Raw genomic sequence first — 645 nt, forward strand, 5'->3', positions numbered from 1 at the left:
TCAGGTTGTTGCATCAGCTCTCGGGCCAAGCTGTTGACTCCCTGCGACAGGCTACGCTGGCGTTGACGAAGTTAGTGGGCTTTGCTCCTTCTCGAAGGCAACCACTGCCAGGGGTCAAAGTCCTGGCTATTGCGATTGAACGTTTTTTCTTTGTTAAGCAGAGGGCTCAGGCTGTCTCCAAACCCCTACAGGATTAGGTCGTCGGGGGGGAGAGTTCCTCGATCATTAACGGGTTGCTCCAAGTCACCGCAGCTAGCACCAACCTCTACCAAACTGCCGCCATCTGATCCCGCGAATTTAACACGACCTTTGGATCGCCTCCCTTCAATTCAACTACCCCGTTGAATCATGGATTAATCATGACCTTCCAAGCCAGTTTAAACCGTTCTAAACTCCAAATTGGGCCACTAATCACCTGCTTGATCTGATCATATAAATGAGCGATCGCCTCATCTTCAATGTGATTATCACCCTGTTGAATTGATTCAATATATCCCTTTGGTATAGCCCGCTCAACATGTCCAATTCGCCACCCAAACTCATTCACCCAGGATAAAGATGTAAAGATGTGGGTGCATCTCAATTTGGCGATGAGTAGATATACTCATGCCAGCCACGGCATCCTAGAGAACTCTCCATTGAGAT

Origin of the sequence: Spirulina major PCC 6313 (assembly GCF_001890765.1) — a bacterium.
GTDB lineage: Bacteria > Cyanobacteriota > Cyanobacteriia > Cyanobacteriales > Spirulinaceae > Spirulina > Spirulina major.